The organism is Paenibacillus wynnii (assembly GCF_030812855.1).
In the GTDB taxonomy this organism is placed as follows: domain Bacteria; phylum Bacillota; class Bacilli; order Paenibacillales; family Paenibacillaceae; genus Paenibacillus_AQ; species Paenibacillus_AQ wynnii_A.
This window is the reverse complement of sequence record NZ_JAUSTK010000038.1, coordinates 22949-43052: the sequence shown is the minus strand read 5'-3', so window position 1 is coordinate 43052 and position 20104 is coordinate 22949. Positions and strand designations below refer to the sequence as shown.

13 protein-coding genes and 1 pseudogene are annotated in these 20104 nt (G+C 45.3%); 6 read left to right on the top strand and 8 right to left on the bottom strand.

Translation table 11 applies throughout. From position 1 onward, the window contains the following. Window positions 1-174: 174 nt before the first annotated feature. Window positions 175-454: pseudogene (locus tag J2T20_RS25940) on the top strand (transposase); the annotation flags it as partial. A gap of 86 nt (window positions 455-540) precedes the next feature. On the opposite strand, the gene J2T20_RS23530 reads toward J2T20_RS25940, so the two are convergent. Next, window positions 541-1620: a bifunctional 3-deoxy-7-phosphoheptulonate synthase/chorismate mutase gene (locus tag J2T20_RS23530; protein ID WP_307592115.1), complete on the bottom strand. Its 1080-nt coding sequence runs from the start codon at window positions 1618-1620 to the stop codon at window positions 541-543. 525 nt (window positions 1621-2145) lie between these two features. Here J2T20_RS23530 and J2T20_RS23525 point away from each other — a divergent pair. Next, window positions 2146-2778, top strand: a complete 633-nt coding sequence (locus J2T20_RS23525; protein WP_307592113.1) for a LysE family translocator — start codon at window positions 2146-2148, stop codon at window positions 2776-2778. Here J2T20_RS23525 and J2T20_RS23520 read toward each other — a convergent pair. From J2T20_RS23520 to J2T20_RS23510, 3 genes are all read right to left on the bottom strand, one after another. Beyond that, window positions 2775-4214 carry an amino acid permease gene (locus tag J2T20_RS23520; RefSeq protein ID WP_307592112.1) on the bottom strand — a complete coding sequence of 480 codons (1440 nt, stop codon included), beginning with the start codon at window positions 4212-4214 and terminating at the stop codon, window positions 2775-2777. The genes J2T20_RS23525 and J2T20_RS23520 overlap by 4 nt on opposite strands. 138 nt (window positions 4215-4352) lie before the next feature. Then, the gene (locus J2T20_RS23515; protein WP_307592111.1) at window positions 4353-6626 is read right to left on the bottom strand and encodes a PAS domain-containing hybrid sensor histidine kinase/response regulator; all 2274 of its coding nucleotides are present in this window, start codon (window positions 6624-6626) and stop codon (window positions 4353-4355) included. 244 nt (window positions 6627-6870) lie between these two features. Beyond that, window positions 6871-8151 (bottom strand): ArsB/NhaD family transporter, encoded by a 1281-nt coding sequence (locus J2T20_RS23510; RefSeq protein ID WP_307592110.1) that lies wholly within the window; start codon window positions 8149-8151, stop codon window positions 6871-6873. A 190-nt stretch (window positions 8152-8341) separates the two neighbouring features. Here J2T20_RS23510 and J2T20_RS23505 point away from each other — a divergent pair, with 190 nt between their 5' ends. Continuing rightward, window positions 8342-9433 carry an LLM class flavin-dependent oxidoreductase gene (locus tag J2T20_RS23505; protein WP_307592109.1) on the top strand — a complete coding sequence of 364 codons (1092 nt, stop codon included), beginning with the start codon at window positions 8342-8344 and terminating at the stop codon, window positions 9431-9433. Between the two features lie 96 nt (window positions 9434-9529). On the opposite strand, the gene J2T20_RS23500 is transcribed toward J2T20_RS23505, so the two are convergent. The 3 genes from J2T20_RS23500 to J2T20_RS23490 all read right to left on the bottom strand — a co-directional run bounded on the left by J2T20_RS23500 (window position 9530) and on the right by J2T20_RS23490 (window position 14622). Continuing rightward, entirely contained in the window at window positions 9530-10738 is a 1209-nt protein-coding gene (locus J2T20_RS23500; protein WP_307592108.1) for a serpin family protein, read from the bottom strand. 447 nt (window positions 10739-11185) lie between these two features. Next, window positions 11186-12787: a response regulator gene (locus J2T20_RS23495; protein ID WP_307592105.1), complete on the bottom strand. Its 1602-nt coding sequence runs from the start codon at window positions 12785-12787 to the stop codon at window positions 11186-11188. Further along, window positions 12784-14622 (bottom strand): sensor histidine kinase, encoded by a 1839-nt coding sequence (locus tag J2T20_RS23490; protein ID WP_307592103.1) that lies wholly within the window; start codon window positions 14620-14622, stop codon window positions 12784-12786. The genes J2T20_RS23495 and J2T20_RS23490 overlap by 4 nt, the downstream gene beginning before the upstream one ends. 143 nt (window positions 14623-14765) lie before the next feature. Here J2T20_RS23490 and J2T20_RS23485 point away from each other — a divergent pair, with 143 nt between their 5' ends. From J2T20_RS23485 to J2T20_RS23475, 3 genes are all read left to right on the top strand, one after another. Further along, window positions 14766-15656, top strand: a complete 891-nt coding sequence (locus tag J2T20_RS23485) for a carbohydrate ABC transporter permease (protein WP_307592102.1) — start codon at window positions 14766-14768, stop codon at window positions 15654-15656. Continuing rightward, on the top strand, window positions 15656-16495 hold the full coding sequence (locus J2T20_RS23480) for a carbohydrate ABC transporter permease (protein WP_307592100.1): 840 nt from the start codon (window positions 15656-15658) through the stop codon (window positions 16493-16495). The genes J2T20_RS23485 and J2T20_RS23480 overlap by 1 nt, the downstream gene beginning before the upstream one ends. 103 nt (window positions 16496-16598) lie before the next feature. Beyond that, window positions 16599-17900 carry an ABC transporter substrate-binding protein gene (locus J2T20_RS23475; protein WP_307592098.1) on the top strand — a complete coding sequence of 434 codons (1302 nt, stop codon included), beginning with the start codon at window positions 16599-16601 and terminating at the stop codon, window positions 17898-17900. Window positions 17901-18481: 581 nt separating this feature from the next. On the opposite strand, the gene J2T20_RS23470 is transcribed toward J2T20_RS23475, so the two are convergent. Beyond that, window positions 18482-20041, bottom strand: a complete 1560-nt coding sequence (locus tag J2T20_RS23470) for an SAM-dependent methyltransferase (RefSeq protein ID WP_307592097.1) — start codon at window positions 20039-20041, stop codon at window positions 18482-18484. Window positions 20042-20104 lie beyond the last annotated feature (63 nt).

The following is a 20104-nucleotide window of genomic DNA, read 5'->3' as shown; positions in this document are numbered from 1 at the left end:
CATCCTAGCTACGCGGGGGCTTGGCCCCTCCCGCGACCGGACTTTCACCGGCTAGAGGTTGCGTGCTTAGCTGGGCACGCTGCTTTCGAAGCTAGTTTTCTTTCGGAAAACTTTCGGGCGACTGCTACCGCTTTTCCGCAATCAGTCCGTCCTCTCCGCTGCTTTGAGCAGAAAAGTCTGGAACGACTGCGGTACCAGAAACAGGCTCGGGCCATCTTGCAAAGCTAGGAAGGCTACGCTTTGGCCGTACGTCAAATGACAAAACCGGAAAGTGTGTTTGGACAACTGAAGAACAACCGGGGCTTCCGGCGGTTTCTGGTTCGCGGCATGGAAAAAGTGACGCTTGAGGTCGGGTGGCTTTCCCTTGCCCAACAATCTACTGAAGCAAGTTGCAAATGACCAAAAACGAGAGAGCAGCGATCCTCCATTAACAGGAGAATCGCTGCTTTGTTGACCTTTTTCGGTTTTGAAAATCAAGAGGGTCTATCTTTGCTCGTAGAAAATCTACTTATGGGACAGCCCCTTCATAATTAGCAAACATTAAAATCTGTATACACCGGAGGATTTCAAATCCGTGAAGAAGGTATCGAACTCCTCAATATTCAGCTGTTGTGCAGCATCAGACAGAGCCGTTGCCGGGTCAGGATGCACCTCGATCATGATTCCGTCAGCTCCTGCAGCCAGTGCTGCTTTTGCACAAGGAAGCATAATATCTTTGCGGCCTGTGGAATGGGTCACATCTACCAAGACAGGAAGATGGCTCTCCTGCTTCAGAATAGGAACAGCAGAAATATCCAGGGTATTGCGAGTCCATTTTTCATAAGTTCGAATACCGCGTTCTATCAACATAACCTCTGTATTCCCACGAGACATAATGTACTCAGCAGCATGCAGGAATTCCTCAAGGGTAGCTGACAATCCGCGCTTCAGAAGCACTGGCTTATTCACTTCCCCGACGGCCTTCAACAGCTCGAAGTTATGCATGTTCCGGGCACCGATCTGGATAATATCAACGTAATCCAAAGCGGCATCAATATGTCTTGGGTCTACGATTTCACTGATGGTTAGCAAACCGTGATCGTTCGCAGCTTCCCGCAGGATTCTCAGGCCGTCCATTCCGAGACCTTGGAAATCGTATGGTGAAGTCCGCGGCTTGAAGGCGCCACCACGCATCACTTTTACGCCAGCCTTTTGCAGGGCAGCAGCGACAGTCCGGGTTTGCAATTCGCTCTCTATAGAGCAAGGCCCCGCCACCATAAGTGAAGATAGACCTCCAACGGTTACATCTCCCGGCAGAACAACAACAGTATCCTCTTTATGACCCTTGCGGCTTACAAGGAGAGTCTTCTTATGCTCATCACTCTGTAATTCCAGAGAGGCTTGAAATATTTGTTTGAACAGGCTGCGGATCGTAGCGTTCGTGAAAGGTCCTTTATTGACCAAAACCAGTTGGTCCAGCATTTGCTTTTCCCGCTCCGGATCGAACTTAGGAACGCCCTGCTTCTCCTTTAGTACTCCGATTTCCTGAACGATCTCTGCACGCTCCGATATCAGCTCCAGCAGTTGCCCATTAATTTCATCTAGACGATTTCTAAGCCCATCCAATTCTACATTGCTCATTACCTTCCACTCCCTCTTCTTCATTGTTTATTTAGGAACGCAAAAAGGCCCCCGTCGCAAGGGACGAGGAGCCGTGGTACCACCCTTATTTAGAATAAATCCCTAATTAGTAGACAAGAAACCTTTAGGTTCCCGTCAACGGAGATTTACTCTGTCTTTCACCCGTTAACGCGGGGCGCGAACCTCCCTACTCATGCTCTTAGTAAACTGCAAAGCACTTCAGGGGTCGACTCGGAAGTGAACTTCGGCATTCATCGTCTCTTGAGGGTGCTCTCAGTCGCTGGCACACCTTCCCTGTTCAGATCCGTTCGAATACTTACTCTCTTCGTCATTGTCCTTAGGAATATATTAGCACCTTCTTGGTGCTGGTTCCTGATATCTTAATGGAAAAAAGATTGTCCTGCAAGACAGTGATGGAACGCTTTACCGCTTTAATGCTCATTGATTTTTAGAGGTTTGTCGTACAAGCAAGTTTGTCCGAATAGGATATTACATAACTCTATTGGACAAAGAGGAGGAGGACGATTGAACACAATATTCGGATATATCATCCTGGGTCTATCGCTTTCTGCACCGATCGGACCCATCAATGCCGCACAGCTCGATAAGGGAATCCGCGGGGGTTTTTGGCATGCCTGGTTTGTGGGGCTAGGAGCCATAAGTGCAGATGTCATTTACATGATACTTGTCTATTTGGGTGTAATCCATTTGCTTGAGACCCCGTATGTTAAAGCATTTTTATGGATATTTGGCTTTTTTGTGCTCGTGTATACAGGTATTGAGAGTATGAGAGATGCCGGCAAAATCACACCGGCTAATGTACGGGGAAGTACAGGCTCTTTAGGTAAATCCCTTTTTTCCGGGTTCCTAATGTCCTTATCAAACCCGCTTTCTATTCTATTCTGGTTAGGGATATACGGTTCCATCCTGGCGGAGGCCGCGAACGAATATCCTATGCGCCAACTGTTGATTTATAGCGGAGCTATCGTATTGGGTATCCTGATCTGGGATATTACCATGGCTGCAGCCTCAAGTATCTTCCGTAAGCTGCTGACCCTTAGAGTGCTGAAAGGCATTTCTATGCTCTCCGGCCTGTCTTTGGTCGGGTTTGGCATCTATTTTGGAGTGGAGGCTTGCCGCATGCTGTTTTTCTCCTAAAGCTTGCTTTTACGCATCCGAATTCCTTTTATCCGAAAGCCGGGACCGCCTGCTAAATGACGGTACTCTTCAGCGGAGTCTTTCTCGTCTTCTTTAGGGGAGTCATCATCTGCATGCGTTTTTTTAATATGCTGAACGATGAGGTCACAAACCCCGATCAATGAGACAAGCAGGAGACTGATAAAAAAACCCGGACGGCTGAGCTTATGAAATAGAGTACCTGTTACGGCGGCGCTAATCAAAAGCAGCCCGGTCCATCGTTTAAATCCGCTCCATACGCTGGGCTTCAGCAACTTTCCTGAAGAAAGCAAAATAAAGGACCAGTTATAGAGCAGCATCAAGCCTGCCGCAGTTGTAATATATTCATACACTTTTCCCGGCATCAACAAGGACATAACGATGGCTGCTATTAGTCCGCCAGAGATTAGGCAAAGGGCAAAAAACGGATATTTATCCTTCCACTTATGAGAGAAAAGTTTGGGGGCGTCCCCCTCCTTCGCCAGAGTGAGCAGCATGGACGTCACAGCGTACAGTGAAGCTGTCATGGTTGAAAATCCGGCAATAATCAGCACTCCGTTAAATATATGAGGTATAAACTTCAGATGATCGCTGCTGAGCGCCAGGACAAATGGACTTTCCTTAGGATTAAAAACATGCAGAGGAACCATGGTCACTGCCAAGCCGATGGAGAGTGCATAGACAGTCGCCAGTAGAATCAGCATCACTTTCCCCGCTTTGGGCGCTTCTTCCGGTTTTTTCAGCCGGTATGACATAATTCCCAGCACTTCAATGCCGCCGTAAGCATAATAGGCAAAGATTAGGGACGACCATAACCCAAGGCTCCCTGTTGGAAAGATGTCTTTGGAGGTGATTGGAAGCTTAGGTGTATACACGCCTCCTCCAATCCAGCCAGCCAGTAGAGCAACTGCTATCACCAGAAACATGATTATTGCCGCTACTTTAATAAGTGCCAGCACATCCTCAACCCGGTCAAAACCTTTATTTCCGAAAAAGACAATCAGCAGACCAAGAAGTCCGAAGCCTGTCGCAAATATCCACATGGGTGTGTTAGGGAACCAGAACCGTGAAAAAATAGAGAGCGCCGTCAATTGGCTTCCCATAATCAGCAGCTCCGAGAACCAGTATAACCACCCGCTTCCGAAACCTGCCCAGTTTCCGAATGCTTTTTTGGCATAGGTACGGAAAGATCCCTGTTCTGGATGCTCGGCTGTCATGCGTGATAAAGCATCAAACACTACATAGGTTCCCGCAGCCGCCAATAGGTAGGAAATAATTACTGCAGGGCCTCCAATCTCAATGGCTAAACTGGATCCGAGAAAATAACCTGTACCAATCGTACCCGCCACACCAAGTAAGGAGAGCTGCCACCACTTTAGCTTTTGATCCTCTTTCTTACTTTTTGCACCTTTAGTCATGGAGTAACCTCGCCCTTTTATTTATTGATTGTAGGGTACACCACTTTCTAAATTTTAATGCTTCACTCTTTGAACACTCCCGCCACCAACAAAAAAGAGGAATCCCGCAACCATCATAGATGGCTTATTGGGATCCCTCTAATTTAAAAAAAATTTATTAATGACTGCGCTGATCGCATCATTTTTCACCGGCTTGCTGATATAGTCATCCATACCTGCTTCCAGACAGTGCTCCCGGTCTCCCTTTAAGGCATTGGCTGTAACCGCTACTATAATCGGCTGCTGCTCGGGTGGCAGACTTGTCTTAATTACTCTGGTAGCTTCGAGACCATTCATCCGAGGCATCTGAACATCCATAAAGATGAGATCATAGGTATCATAGGCTAATGCCTGCACTACTTCTGTTCCATCGTCAACGATGTGTACGGAATGTCCGCGTTTCTCCAGCATCTTCTGCAGGACAATTTGATTGATATCATTATCCTCGGCAACCAGAATCTTCAGATGGCGTTTATTCTCCTCTGCACCTGTCATGGATGTAACCTGCTCCACTGAGCTGTGACCAGTCTGCTCTACTTCACGGAGAGCAACTGTGAACACAAAGGTAGCCCCTAGGTTTTGCCCGTTCTCCACGTTAATTTGCCCCCCCATGAGTTCAACAAGTTTCTTGGTAATCGCTAGACCCAAGCCTGTTCCCTCGTGCTGGCGGTTCATGAAATGATCTAATTGGTAAAACGGCTCAAAAAGTCGATTCCTTTGTTCTTCCGGAATGCCTATTCCAGTATCGGATACTGAAACATGAAGGTTTGTTTTCCCCCTTAAATTACCTGATACCCTCGCAGTTAAAGTTACGCCGCCCTTATAGGTGAATTTAACGGCATTCCCAAGGAGATTGAGCAAGATTTGCTTGAGCCGCTCTCCATCCCCAATTAAAAAATCAGGTACTTCCGGACTGATGGACACATCGATAAATAACCCCTTGACTTCGGCTTTACGAGACAAAACATCCACTGCTGAGAAAATACAGTTTCGCACATGAAAACGCGCCTCGTTCAATTCCGTTCGCCCAGCCTCGATTTTACTGAAATCAAGAATATCATTGATAATCGATAACAAGGTGTCTCCGCTTTTGCGAATAATATCCAAATACTCCCATTTCGGAGAAGTTTGCTCTGTCATCTCCAGCAGTAAATCGGTCATCCCGATCACACCGTTCATAGGTGTGCGGATTTCATGACTCATCATAGCCAAAAAGTCACTCTTCGCACGGTTCGTATTTTCTGCGGTTTTCTTAGCGATCAAAAGCTTCTTATGCTCGGTAATATCCTTGACGATGATATAAAAACCGACCTTTATTTTGTTAATAAGGATAGGAGCAACGGTTGTAAGCACTTCAACCTCATGTCCGTCTCTATGCCTGATTGCGCTGATATTACGCTCAGGGCACCTTTCCTCTTCTGTTGAATAACTGAGAATATCTTTCAGGCGGTCGTTCCCTACAATTCTGGCCACACTCATGCCCACCAGCTCATTGTTGTACCCTGTCAGTTGACGTGCTTTGTCGTTCCCATTAATGATATTACCTTGTAAATCCAAGGAAATAACTGCATCATGATTGTACTTTTTCAGCGAGGTATACCGCTCGACAGACTCCTGCAGCTTTTGCTCCACGATTTTACGTTCTGTAATATCTCTTCCAACCGCCAGGATATTCCTTCCTACTGCATCCTCCACGATTCGGAGCATAAATTCTATCCAAGTGTAATTACCGTCTGCTTTGCGAACCCGTACCTGTATTTTGTCATTAACTGCTGACTTAGGGAGGTCAAATACCGAATGGTCATCAGGATGAATTAAGTCTCTGTTGTTGATTCCGAGTATATCCTCCGGATTATAGCCCAGCATCTCGTAGACAGATGGGGAGCAATAACGGCTATTCCCATCAGGTCCTAGAAGAAACACAATATCTCTAAGGTTAGTCGTTATCAAACGATACAGATCATCAGGTTCTACTTGTCCAGTCTTCTCAGGCATGGGTTTGAGCATATCCGTCAGGATTACAATATAGAAAAGAGGAGCCCCCGTAGAATTGTTACTTATACGGGTTAAGCGTAACAATACTGAAACCGGCGTTCCGTCTTGATGAATCAATCTAATTTCGTGATCAAAGAAAGGGATTCCTTCATCCTTAAGTGTTGTGATCATTTGCGTGTAAGTTTCCAGATCATCCCCGTATACGAACTGACCGAAGTCCCGTCCCTGCAGTTCTTCTTCAGAGTAGCCGAGCAAGGCAGTAACAGCAGGGTTGATACTCGTCCACTTCTTGTCAGTGGAAAGAAACGCTTCTCCAACAAATGCAGATCTATACACGTCTTTAAAACGAGAGTGACCTTCCATGTGATATCTTAGCATTAGTTTCCACCCGCCCGTTTGTGGAGTCATGATTAATAATAGAGGTCCAATTTACTTAAAATCTCAATTATTAATATCTTGTATAATTGGGCGGATGTCAATTGAAAATATTAGCGTTCACTTCCACCTTTATTTCAACTGCCAATCACTAATATTGAAATCTTTCTTAGCCAGTTTCTGGAAAATATTTCACATACAAAAAAAGACCCAACCTTGATTGGGTGAGCCGTTGATCTATGCCGATCTACATCAGATATCTAAAATAGATGTATACACTTGATATGACGATAGACAAAATCATTAACGGAAATCCGTACTTTAAATACTTCATAAACGTAATTGGATAACCCTCTTTGCCCGCCAGACCCGCAACAATCAGATTGGCGCTTGCTCCGATAAGAGTACCATTCCCACCCAAACAGGCTCCCAGTGCCAAGCTCCACCATAACGGCTCCAGATTCGAAACTCCCATGGTTCCCATCTCCTGAATCAGGGGGATCATTGTTGCTACAAAAGGGATATTATCCAGAAAAGCTGAGGCTATAGCACTTAACCACAAAATCAGCATGGAGCTTAGCAGGAGGTCGCCCCCGGTAAGATCAATAGCTTTAGCCGCAAGCTCCGCAATGACGCCGGTCTCCACAAGACCAGATACCAAAACGAATAAACCGATGAAGAAAAATATGGTGATCCATTCTACACTATGAAATGCTTTTTCCAACATAGACTCACCTGTGAGCAAAAGCAGCAAAAATGCACCTGATAAGGCAACGGTTGCGGATTCTAAATGTAAGGATTGATGGAGGAAGAATCCTAAGATTGTAACTCCCAGAACGATCAAGCATTTCCGCAGCAGCTTATGATCAGAAATCAACGAATGCTCGTCCATCTCCATAATTCTCTGCTCCAATTCAGGAGTAGACTTAATTTGCTTCCCGAACATGATAAATAGCAACGGTATGTAAGCTAGTAAAATAATGATGACTACTGGTGCAAGGTTACTGATAAAAGCCATGAATGTCAGTTCCTTTACCGCACTGCCGATCATAATGTTAGGCGGGTCACCAATAAGTGTTGCAGTGCCCCCTACGTTTGAAGCAATAATTTGTGAAATCAAAAAAGGAATTGGATTAATTCGCAGCTGCTTTGTAATACTGAAGGTAACTGGTACCATCAACAGCACAGTAGTAACATTATCCAAAAATGCCGAGGAAACCGCCGTAATAACAAATAAAGCTATTAATATTTTTTTGGGTTGGCCCTTTGCAACTTTAGCTGCTTTCAGCGCCACATATTTGAATAGCCCGGTTTCTGAGGTCACCCCGACAATTAACATCATGCCTACAAGTAAACCCAGCGTATTGAAATCAATGTGATGAAGGGCGGTTTCCTGATCAACGATTCCAAAAACAATCATCAGTACTGCACCGGCCATAGCCAGGATGGTACGATGAATTTTTTCTGAAATAATTAAACCGTAAATAAGTAAAAATATAGCAATAGCCCATATGGCTTGCTGCTCCATTCCCTAATCCTCCTCTTATCTCTCTATTTAATGTGTATATTCCTAAATGTATATTCCATGAAATCTCACAAACTTACAAATTGTAAGTGATCGATGTTGTGTGATATAATACTACTACTTGATACATATACAGGACAAGCTTCAAACCAATATTTTAGCTAATAATATTAATAACAAGGGGTATGCACTGATGAGCACCGATACAAAAAGACGTCCCGAACAAGTCTTTGAATTTGGCATTTATACACTGGGAGACATCGTCTCCGATCCATTAACGGGAGTAACTATCTCTCCTAAACAACGCCTCGATGAGGTTGTCGCCGCAGCTAAGCTAGCGGATGAACTTGGTCTGGATGTATTTGGTGTCGGGGAACACCACCGGCTTGATTTTGTTGTATCCTCCGTTCCAGTCGTACTTGCAGCAATCTCACAGGTAACCTCTAATATTAAACTAACCAGTGCCACAACAGTACTCAGCACCATTGATCCTGTCCGGGTATTTGAGGATTTTGCCACGCTCGATTTACTCTCAGACGGACGTGCGGAGATCATCGCCGGACGGGGTGCTTTTACAGAATCCTTCCCTTTGTTTGGATATGAACTGGATGACCATCACCGCCTATTTGCTGAGAATCTTCACTTGCTGCAGCAGTTAAATGAGCATGAAATTATGAACTGGAAAGGCCAGTATCGCTCGCCTCTCATAGATGCGGAAATCGCTCCTCGTCCTCTGCAATCCCGTATACCACTCTGGGCAGGTGTCGGAGGTACTTCAGAAACCGCAGAAAAAGCAGGCTCACTTGGAATTGGAATGGCCATGGCCATTCTTGGGGGAAGCCCTGAACGTTTTCAGCCTTTGGCTGACAGCTACCGGCGCGCCGGTGCGGTGAACGGACATCACTCAAGTGATTTGAAGATTGCCATTACCAGCCATGGGTACATCGCCAGAACATCCGCTCAGGCGCTGGATGATCTTTATCCTTACTATTTAAACTATTTTAACGCTATCATGATTCAGTCAGGAAGCCCATATCAATTGTCACGCAGTGATTTTGAGCAGTTTGTGGCTCCTGACAATGCACTGGCCGTAGGCACCCCGGATCAGATTATCGAGAAAATACTATACCAGTACGAGTTGTTCGGTCATACCCGCTTCATGGCTCAAATGGATATCGGCGGTCTTCCCTATGCCAAAGTAGCTTCCGCTATTGAACTGCTGGCAACAGAGGTTGCCCCGGTGGTGCGTGAAGAAATTGCCCGGAGAAACAAGATCAAATCTTAACCGATGCTTCTATAGACCCACACTAGATCAACCTAGAAAAAGGCAGACCAAGAATAAACACCTTGGCCTGCCTTTTTTAACGTTCAGAATATTATTTTATTTAGGATTAAACACGGTTCCCATGAATACAATCGCACCTGTGGTATGATCCTCAATAGCGAAGAAAAAGGGACGATTCACGCTGATTTGAAACAGTTTGTCTGGAGGTGGTGCGCTGCCGGTCATAAGGATGGAAGTAACTGCTGCCGCCTCTGTTCCTTGCTCATTCACCTCAATAAACGATTTATGAAGCACATCGGTAATGTAGAGACCGCTGTTCTTACCTGCCATAGCTGAGAAGTCAGCCGTTGCCGAATCGAAGGCCTTATTCACACCAAGCCGCTGTAATGTGTCTTTGAGACTCTGGTTATATTTCATTTGGAAACGGGGCAACTCTACTAAAGCCTCCCCCTCCTTAAAGCCTTCCCTCCATGTATCCGAATGTGAGAACAGCTGTGCTACAGCATCTGTAAGGGGCAAGCCTTCATTCGGAAGAACAACCACCATGTCCCATTTCCCGCTGCCATAAGGTAATCGAACGGCCTTGAAACTCTCCGTTTCCTTATGGGCTAATATTTCTTTCTTCCGCATCATTTGGACCGTTTTCTCGGAGCCATCGGCGAGATAAAAGGGCGCTTCCCTGGTCAACGAATTCTCGAAGGGTTTCGACCAGGTGCCGTTGAAATATATTGCATTTGCCAGCATTAATACATTGGATTTTAGCAGACTGGGATCTACAATCTCCTCGATTCGCCCATTTGTATTGTCCTTCACCCATTGGTTAATCGTCTGGGCAGCCCCCGCATCTTCAAAATCCAACGTCTCTACTTTGACCCCATATGACTTCTTAATCGTACGGATATAGCCATCCTCTAAAGGTGTCTCTTTCCTCGTCCAAAGTCCATTTGCAATCTTTAATTCGACTTTGGAATCGCTATGCTTCAACAAATCGCTCAGCACTGCATTTCCCTCATTCAGAGCTTCAAGAGTTAACCCATCTATCCCAAGGGTATGTTGAAGCTCTGCACTAGTCTCACCTTCTGCCCCATTCAGGACAAGGGAAAGAGCAAAGGCCATACTAAGCGGAGAGATGAATAGGTTCTCACCGTTAGACTCCTCCAGCAACTTATCCGCTATATGTAGGGAAAAATCGTTGTAAGCTTTTACCTGTACGGCGTTAACATCCTGTGCCTGATAGATTGAGGATACCTTTTCATTGCTGCTGCAACCGGCTGTTCCAAGTAATAGAACCATCAGTATAACCATAGGCTTCCTAAATATTGAAGGTAATAACAAGCCACTCACCCCTTTTTTATATTTATATACATATGTGTAAGACGTTTCAAGCTAATTAATGGTTGCAAAAACATTTCGGCTTGTGCCGCTCCAAACTGACGCCTATTCCTGCACTTTGTACAACATTTCGTCTCTTACCGCTCCAAACTCACGGGATTCCTGCACTTTGTACAACATTTTAGCTCGTACCGCTCCAAACTACTCCCTATTCCTGCACTTTGTACAACATTTCAGCTCGTGCTGCTCCAAACTGACGCCTATTCCTGTACTTTGTACAATATAATCAGCTCATATGGCCTAGCACCTTATAAGGAAGGGCTGCCCCATTATGGAGCAGCCCTTATTAATCATCATGTAATTGTGTCTTTTTACATTTATTGTGTCTCTTTCCACTTATCATATCTCTTTATACCCTCTTTATTGCTTGCGATATTCCCGCGGTGTCTGACCCGTGGCTTTTTTAAAGACTCTGCTGAAATATTTCTCATCCTCATAGCCAACCAGCTCCGAAATTTGGGATAGCCGCATATTCGTATTTTGCAGCAGAACCTTGGCTTTATCTACTCTCAAGTTGGTTAAATAATCGGATAGATTCTCTCCTATCACTTGTTTGAACTTACGGGAGACATTCTCTCTACTGATATAAAAACGTTCGGCAATATGCTGAAGCGTCATGTCCTGTTGATAATGTTGGTCTAAGTAACTCCTGATTTCGAGGATAATTTTACTGTCTGTACTCTGAGTCAGTCCACCCTCCTTGGACAGCTTCAGCAGCAGCGCCTTCAACTGATCTCTCCAAGCTTCCACTGAAAAAAGCCCTTCAGCATCATAACAAGGTGCGAAATGAATGCTCTCCTCGGCAAAACGTTCATCGCCCCACTGCTCTTTACTCCAGCGGGTAAGTATGATCCCAATCTCTTCTTCCCACCGCTGGATACTGCTCTCCGTTAGAAGAGTCGCGCTGCTTATATATTCGGCCCAATCATCAACGGCTCGATACATTCTTTCCATTTCTCCGGACAGGACGGATATTCTGAACTTTTCCAGTTCCGCCGGGAGAGAGAGATCAGCTTTGGTATTTACATCGTCAAGCTCTTCCCGGTAGAGATGAATCCTGCCATGATTTTGTAGAATATTCCGCCCGCTAAGACCCTGACGAGCCTGACGGAAAGCATTCGGAAGCTGAGACGGAAAAGCATTGATTGCACTTAAACCGATATCCAGCTGTATACCATAGGTTTGTTGAATAGATTCATTCATGTGAAGTACCCAGTTCTCAGCCTCCTCCACCGTATTCCAGAACAGGACGACGATATCAGTATCCGCAAGCCAATACCGAAAAGCGTACCCGCTGCGCCGCGGAGAAATGACTTCATTGCAGACATTCGCCAGTACAAAGGACGTTAACTGTAGATCACCATGGAACCTCTGTAACAAACGGCAGTTAGCCGACTTCAACGAGATAACAGCAATCCGGCAGGTTTCAGTCCCCCTAAGTAAACCCAGTTCTTCAGAGAGCGAACCCGCAAGTTCCTGATAAGAACGCGTTCCTGACACAAGATCCGTTAATGCCTTATCCCAATAAAGTGGACGCAGCACATTAAGCTGGATATTCTGACGGTTGAGGAGCTCCCGCTCTTGCTCTTCTTTTCTCCACATTTCAAAAGCACGCTCTGCGGCAGCGATTAATTGCTTACTGTTCAAGGGTTTAAGCAGGTAATCTGTTCCCCCATATACGATCGCTGGTTTCACGTAACTGAAATCCTGGTACCCGCTGATCACAATGGTTTTTGTATTCGGAGAATGCTTGTGCAGCCACTCCAGCAGTTCTGCCCCGTCCAACAAAGGCATCTTCATATCTGTAAAAATAACGGCGGGACGCTGCTTTTCAATAATCTCTATGGCTTCTTGACCGTTCGTGGCTTCGTAAATCTCAGAGATCCCGTGTTCGTCCCAAGGGATGAAGTATCGGATGGCTTCGCGCACATGTCTTTCATCATCAACAATCAGTACCTTCAACTCTCTTCCCCCCTTTTCAATCCCCGTTCCTCATTCAAGGGGATGATCAATGTAACCGTTACGCCGTTATCCACATTCCTGTCCATTCTCAACTGGACCTCTTCGCTAATCTGCAGACGAAGTCTGGCCAATACGTTACGCAGACCGATTTCTTCATGATCCGTTCCTTGAATATTCATCAGACCCGCTTCGAGCTCTGCCAGATGCTCCGTGGAAATCCCTTTCCCATTATCCTTGACAGCAATTACTAATCGTTCGTTATCATCCAAACTGCAATTTATTGAAACAAGGCCTTGTCTGATCCCATCCTCAAAGCCATGTTTGAAAATATTCTCAACAATAGGTTGGAGAATCATCTTGGGAACAATGATAGCCCTAACCGCTTCCTCAACATCTATATTCAACTGGAGCTCCTCTTCGCCGAACCTCTCTTTTTGCAAAATCATATAATTCTCCACATGTTCGATCTCATCCTGAAGCGGTACATGCGTACGTTCCGTGGTCATCGAATATCGCATGATGCTTCCTAAAGAGTAGATAAGGTCGTATACCTTCGGCGCATTATACCGCAATGAAAGCGTGGCAATAGACTGCAGTGCATTATAGAGAAAATGAGGATTTACTTGCGCTTGAAGCGCCTTCAGCTGGTTGGTTTTATTGGCGATTTCCAGTCGGTACTCTTTCAAAATCAGGTCGTTGATGGTTCGGGTCATTCCGGTAATCTTCCGGGTCAGCAGGCCGAATTCATCCTCTCTTTCGGAGTCTACGTAAGCGTCCAATTGACCGATTTGCACCTTCTGGGTGTAAGATATTAACTTCTTGATCGGTCTTGTAAATCCGAATGAAATTAGAACCGCCGCAATCCCTCCAATAATCAAAAATAGAATGCCGACTCCGCCATTAATACGCGTGATCGTTCTAGCGTCACTATACAAATCCTCATAAGGGACCAGCTTGATAATTTTACCTTTGAACAGCGTAGAATCTATATTTCTAAACATAACAATCCCCTCAAAATCCCGGTCGTTCCAGGTGAAATGGCCATTGTTTTTGTTAGGGGGAAGTTGGCTCCAACCTGCTTCAATCTTCTTCCCAATCCATTCCGAATCGGAGGCGAATAAGGCCTCTCCATGTTCATTCATCATGTACAGACGTTCTGTTTCCGAATTATACATAGACTTAGCTATATTTTCTAGCTCTGTTAATCGGAAATCCATGGAGAGGTCAGCCAGTACATCCGCACTCGGGGTGCGATATATTGGGAAATGCGCAGTGAACACCGGAACTTGCCCCGATTTTAGATTTAAAAAACCTGATTTCACACCATACTGATGATCCATGTGTGTAACCTCAACAAAGGGGCGGTTAGAGCCGTTAGGATTGGTTGTCGGAGTATATCTATCATTAAATTCCCTGCGGAATAATCCACCGAGCACGGTATTAGACTGCTTCCCCGCACGGACAAATAAGTGGATTTGGAACATATTCTCGTCCGATTGGAACATATTATACAGCTGAGTAGCGATAATGCCCCGATTATCCGGTATGGCGGAGCCCCCGGCAGCATTGCTTTTAGCTTGAAGTAGGGCAGTATAGAATGAGCCTGGAACATTGATTCCACTATACAAAGATAAGACACGCTGATTTATCCCGCTGAAATAGTTGCTAAGATTGGCCTCTCCCAGGGTCAACAGTTTCGTGTTCTGTTTAACCGATTGTTCGGTTACTGACTGCTTCGTATAGAGATAGGAGATCGTTACCGAAATGCCTGCCGGAATGACGGTTGCCAGAAGGACAAGCGCCATGAGCCGGGTTCTAATACTGTTTCTGAACATGCTAATCCTCCCCTTAAATTGCTTCAGCATTATCTTACTGCAATATAATCCACTTTTATAGTCATCAAATTGAGTGTTGAGGTTCGGCGGGCTTTTTTATAATAGAGTCAAGATCAAGTAAACAACCAAAAAGGAGATCCTTTATGAGAAAAGCATTGCACCTACAAAAAGGCTGGGGCCAGCAGATGGTATTTTTGGGACCGTGTCTTTTATTCTTCCTGACCATAGTAGTCACACCCTTTATCCTTGGATTTTACTACTCCTCCACGGACTGGAATGGGCTGGATCTCGACAAAGCCGTCTGGACCGGTTCAGCAAACTGGAAGCGTATCTTTATGAATGACGATAAGTTCTGGGATTCTTTGTTCTTCACACTCCGGTTCACAGCGGTGTCTGTGGTTGGAGCCAATATTCTGGGACTCCTGCTTGCCTTCATTCTGATGACCGCGTTGAAGACCAAAAAAATTCTCCGCACCGTCTTTTTCATGCCTAACGTGATCGGTGGAATTTTGCTCGGGTATATCTGGCAGTTTATTTTTACTAAAGGCTTCAACACAATTGGCGATTTAACGGGAATTTCTTTCTTCAATCTGCCGTGGCTCGGAACACCAAGTACCGGATTCTGGGGATTAGTTATTGTGTTCATCTGGCAAACCGCCGGTTATATGATGGTCATCTATATTGCAGCCCTTGCAGGTATTCCCAAAGACCTTATTGAAGCTGCTAAAATTGATGGCGCACGCGCTCCTCAGTTATTCAAAAGCGTCTATGTGCCCTTGATCATGCCAGCCATTACGATCTGTCTATTCCTGACTACTTCCAATGCCTTCAAAATGTTCGATCTCAATCTGTCGCTGACGAAGGGCGGTCCGGGTACATCCACCCAGTCACTCGCTTACAACATTTATTCAGAGGCGCTGATCAATAACCGCTATGGTCTTGGCACAGCTAAAGCACTTCTATTCTTCTTCGCCGTTTCTATAATTACGATCACCCAAGTATGGATTACCAAAAGAAAAGAGGTGTCGTCATAATGCAAGAGACTAGCAGATACCGGCTGAGTACCTTTATACTAGAGTTTGCCGCCATTCTTCTTGCCCTAATCTTCTTATCTCCGTTCTATCTGGTACTGACCAATTCGGTGAAGGGTCTCCGGGAGATTCTGGTGGACGCCGCGTCCTTTCCTCAAGTCTTTAAGTGGGGGAACTATGCAGAGGTTTGGAACATTATCAACTTTCCAAAAGCCTTTTGGAACTCTTTTCAAATTACAGGCTTGAGTGTTATCTTCATTGTTCTATTCAGCTCTATGGCTGCTTATCAAATCGTAAGAAGGCCTTCAAAATTTAACACATTCGTGTTCCTGCTGCTGATCTCAGCGATGATCATTCCCTTTCAGTCCCTGATGCTTCAGTTGGTTCGTGTGACGAGTATTTTGGAGCTCCGTGGGGAAATATACGGTATTGTAGCCTGTTATCTGGGCTTCGGCATGCCGCTTTCAGTATTCCTATTTCACGGGTTCATCAAAACCGTACCTTATGAGCTGGAAGAAGCCGCTCGTGTAGACGGTTCGAATCCTTATGGAGTGTTCTTCCGCATCGTCTTCCCGCTGCTCATGCCTATTATTGTCACGGTCATTATCCTGAATACCTTGTGGATCTGGAATGACTACTTGTTACCTGTTCTAGTCATCGGAGGCAATAAGGATTTAACGACACTGCCTGTAGCTGTTACCAAGTTCTTTGGACAATATACAAAAAAATGGGATCTTGCTCTGCCTGGTCTGGTGATGGCCATCACCCCTATCCTGCTATTCTTCCTCTCTCTGCAAAAATATATTGTTGAAGGGGTAACCGCTGGGTCGGTGAAAGGGTAGCTGCAACAATATCCACTTTTTTTAGCAAAATATTAAGTGTAAGTTGTTTCTTAATTCCATTAGGATCAAGTTGTAAGAACTTAAACCCAGGGAGGTTATACAAATGAAAAGGCTTGCATTCATTTCCGCAATCGTTTGCACTATGATTATCGCAGGTTGCGGTAATAACGGCAATAATACCGCCGCAGTCAATGGTAACGCAAATAATGGCAAAGAGACCGCTGCTCCAGAAGCAACAACGACCCCCAAGAAAGATGTCACTATAAAAATGTTCCAGTTCAAAGTTGAAATCGCTGAACAACTGAACGCGCTGGCTGAAGAATATGAAAAAGAAACCGGCGTGAAGGTTGAAGTAGAAACCCACGGCGGCGGTGAAGATTACGGTGCACTCCTCAAAGCGGAAATCGCTTCCGGGTCAGAACCGGAAATTTTCAATAACGGCGGATATTCGGCCCTCGTTCCTTATATGGACCGGGCAACAGATTTATCTGCTGAGCCTTGGGCCAAGGATCTGATTCCAACCTCTAAGGCTCCTGCAACCGTAGATGGTAAACTGTATGGCATGCCGATGAATGTTGAAGGCTATGGCTTAATCTATAACAAAGCCTTATTCGAGAAGGCTGGAATAACTGGTGAGCCTAAGACATTGTCCGAATTGAAGGCTGCCGTAGAGAAACTTAAGGCTGCTAAAATCACCCCTTTTGAAGCTACAAATGAGTGGTGGTCGATGGGTATGCATATGGTGAACGTGGGACTTGCCCATCAGCCGGATCCAAAGAAATTCATTGAGGATCTCAAAGCCGGAACACAAACGATCAAAGGTAACGAAGTATTTATCCAATGGCTGGATATGGTGGATCTAATCTTCAGCAACGCCCAAAAGGATAAAATGACGTCAGACTACGCTACACAAGTTGCTGACTTTGCTTCCGGCAAAGCAGCCATGATGATGCAGGGTAACTGGACTCAAGGCGACATCGACAAGATTGATCCTGCCCTCGAGCTAGGCGTTCTTCCCCTTCCGATCAATGATGAAGAAGGCACAATTCTGGTTGGTGTTCCGAACAACTATATCGTCAACAGTAAATCAGAGCATCCTGAAGAAGCTAAAGCCTTCCTGACTTGGTTGGTTACCTCGGAATCAGGCAAAAAATATCTGACCAAGGAATTCAAGTTCATTCCAGCGTTGACTAACATTGAAACTAAAGCTGAAGACATTGGTCAAGTTGCTGTAGCCGTTCAAGAGAAATCGTCAACTGCACTTGGCTGGAACTGGGATATGTTCCCTGACGGTGTAACTCAAGGCTTCGGTGCTGCTATGCAAGAATACCTCGGTGAGCAAATCAGCCGTGATCAGCTTCTTGAGAAATTAGATAAAGCTGTTCAGGATATTGTGAAGCAATAAATATTTCAAGTTCAATCTAGATCCACAAGAAAACCCAGCTCCGTTAGTCAATCAGGAAACATCCTGATTAGCTAATCTGAGAGCTGGGTTTTTGTTGTTTAATTTGCTATCCATTACTCAATGCACGAAGCAATCAAGGTCATTTAAATTTAAATGTACTTTTACACTTGATCGGCCCCGGTAGCTCGTTTCCGCCTACTCTAATGTACTTTTACACTTAATTCCGCCCCAGTAGCTCGTTTCCACCTATTCTAATGCACTTTTACACTTCATTCGGCCCCGGTAGCTCGTTTTCATCTATTCTAATGTACTTTTACACTTCATTCGGCCCCGGTAGCTCGTTTCCGCCAATTATAATGTACTTTTACACTATATTCGGCTCCGGTAGCTCGTTTCCACCTATTCTAATGCACTTTTACACTATATTCGGCCCCGGTAGCTCGTTTCCCACTATTCTAATGCACTTTTACACTATATTCCGCCCCGGTAGCTCGTTTCCACCTATTCTAATGCACTTTTACACTATATCGTCTTCTATGGATTAAGGTATTCCGCTGTCCCCTTTTTCTAAAAAGTTCAATTTATCTAGTTAACAAAGCATGCAATTCCTTAGCCTCTTCATTCTCAGGCTCCAACGTTAACGCTCTTCGTGTATAATTCGCTGCAGCTTCCTCCATGCCAAGCTCGTAGCAGCAAATCGCCAGACTATAGAGCACCGTCATTACGGGTTCTTCCTCATTGGCCTGGAGAGACCGCTCCAAGAACATTAGTGCGTCCTCGAACATGTCCATTTCATACAGCAGCAGCCCGCAGTCCAGTGCCAAGTCATAGTTCTGCGCCAAAGGATAGTAGCCTGTCCACATCAAATGGATGCCGCGCTGAATATCCAGCATCTCTTCATCACTGTCCTCCTGCAGAAGCTCCGAGATACGTTCTGCGCTCTGGATGAACAGTTCTGCATCATATCCGCCCAGTCGCCAAAAAGCCAGAATTTGCTGTAATCCCATCGTATCGAATTGCTGATCCACCCATTCCTTCATACTGAAGAAATCATCCGGTCCAAATCGTTCGATAAACCGCTGATAAGCCAGACGGGTATTGGCATAACTCATAGGTGTCTGAAGCATAAGAATGCAGCCAATATTCAAGTTTTTATAATGATGTGCAGTGAATTGTGCGTGTGCTCCTTTTTGCTCCAAAACATGCTGAATCGCATGATAGTTCGCCGTCAGAGAGAAGCTTCCATGATGAATGAGCTTGGGCGGTTCTGCAAACTCCCAGTTCTCCAGCCTGTGATCGCCTTTATCCGCTGTTAGTAGAGCAAATCCTTCCTTAGACAGCCGGCCCAAACGCTCTAGACATTCTAAACCCACAACAGGGAACAGAATATGCGAATCCTCAAGCTTCTGCTGATAAAGTTCTATAACGCTATGATAAGGATACGTTGCTTGTTCATACTCAGCGGCTCGGCGATAATGATACTCAGGAACAATACGCTCCAGCACCTCTGAAGGTGTAAGGTCATCGGCATCCTCCGGCAGTTGAACCGACACCTGACATTCAAAAATCTTGCCTTCATCTACATAGAGAAGCTCTTGCGGAATACTGTCAAAAAAGTAATTCGCCACAATCAGCAATGGCTGCTGCAAATCCCCTGCCCGAACAACTTCCTTCGACTGCTGTAAGCGTAGTTCTGTATCCTGCACAGCGTCAAAAAGGGCGAAATCCAACACTCCCTGCTCGACAAAAGGGCGTAAACCCGGATGCTGCTGCCACGTAGAAATATTTTTAGCGGGTAAATCACTCATCACGTAACGAAAAGGGGGTAACGAGATTCCGGCATAGTCAATAATTTCACACAGCTTCTTCAGGATATGAAAAGCTAATCGGCCCGCCCCGGCTCCCAGCTCGAGTATAGTAACGGGATCTGTAGTATAGCCTTGATTGGCCCGATCCTGAAGGAATCCGAAGATCATCTCGGCATAGGCCGTAGCAATCATCGGATTATTCGTAATGTATTGCGGAACCGCATCATTATCCCATGCCTTAGTCCCTTGTTCTTCATAATAAGCTCGCTGGAGCTCCCAAATGGGTGCTTCACTGAAGCGGTATATAGACTTAGACTCTTCGGTTTGTGTCATTGATTTAGCCTACTTTTCTTTATATTCGTACATCCATACGGACTGAGAAGACCTTATTTGAGC